Genomic DNA, 898 nt, shown 5'->3' on the forward strand with positions numbered 1-898 from the left:
CCACCTTTAATCTTTCTTTGGCCTTTGTATTTACCACTATCTCGATTTATTGGTGCGACACCGACTAAATGACTTGCTTGTTTATTGCTGATAAAACCAAGCTCAGGTAAACCGCTAATGATGGCAGCAGAAGCCACCTTTCCTATGCCAGGCATACTCTGAAGGATTTCGCTTTTCGATTTGTACTCTTCATTATCTTCAATGAGCTTTTCAATGCTTTGCTCAACTGACTTTAGTTGATGCTTTAAGGTCGTCAGTATGGGTTTAATCGTCGAGCTAAGATGCTTAGGCATAATTTGGAGTCGGTTTTTCTCCATGGTTTGCATGGTGATAAGCTGATTTCGACGAGCGACAAGGTCGGCCATTTGTCTCATCATTTGAGGCTTCATTTTCGTTAGAGGTGGCTTAATCGCTTCAGCATAATGAGCAATGAGAGCTGCATCGAGCTTGTCGGTTTTAGCGGTTTGCCCGATAGCGCCAGCAAAGCGTTTGATTTTAATGGGATTGGCTATCACCAACGGTAGCTTAGCCTTGATACAAGCTTCAGCAAAAGCGAGTTCCAAGCGACCAGTGGCTTCAATCACGATGCGTTCGATGGAATATTGTTTCAAAGTTTTAATGGCTTGCTTAATGCCTTTAATATCATTAGAAACAGTGAAATAGATGTCGAGAGGGCGAATGTGAATATCGAGCTGTGTTTTACCAGTATCGACACCAACATTTAGGCTTTGATTGTTTGCAGTATTCATAATAAGCTAACTCTTGCTTGCGTAATGCGGGTTCGAGACCCAGAAGACTATTCGAGCTTTATGCTTGGAGTTCTTTGTCGTGTTCGCTCTTGTTATCGGTCTCTCAATAGAGGAGCCACAAATCAATCGAACTACGACAGAGAAAGGCT

The 898-nt window shown here is 42.5% G+C and carries 1 protein-coding gene; it reads right to left on the reverse strand.

Annotation, left to right across the window (positions count from 1 at the left end; genetic code table 11):
• On the reverse strand, positions 1 to 749 hold a 749-nt coding region (locus AC1EU2_RS18740), incomplete at its 3' end, for an IS110 family RNA-guided transposase (protein ID WP_480299797.1).
• Between the last annotated feature and the right edge of the window lie 149 nt (positions 750 to 898).

It is taken from the genome of Parashewanella sp. 2304DJ23-3, from assembly GCF_056591695.1.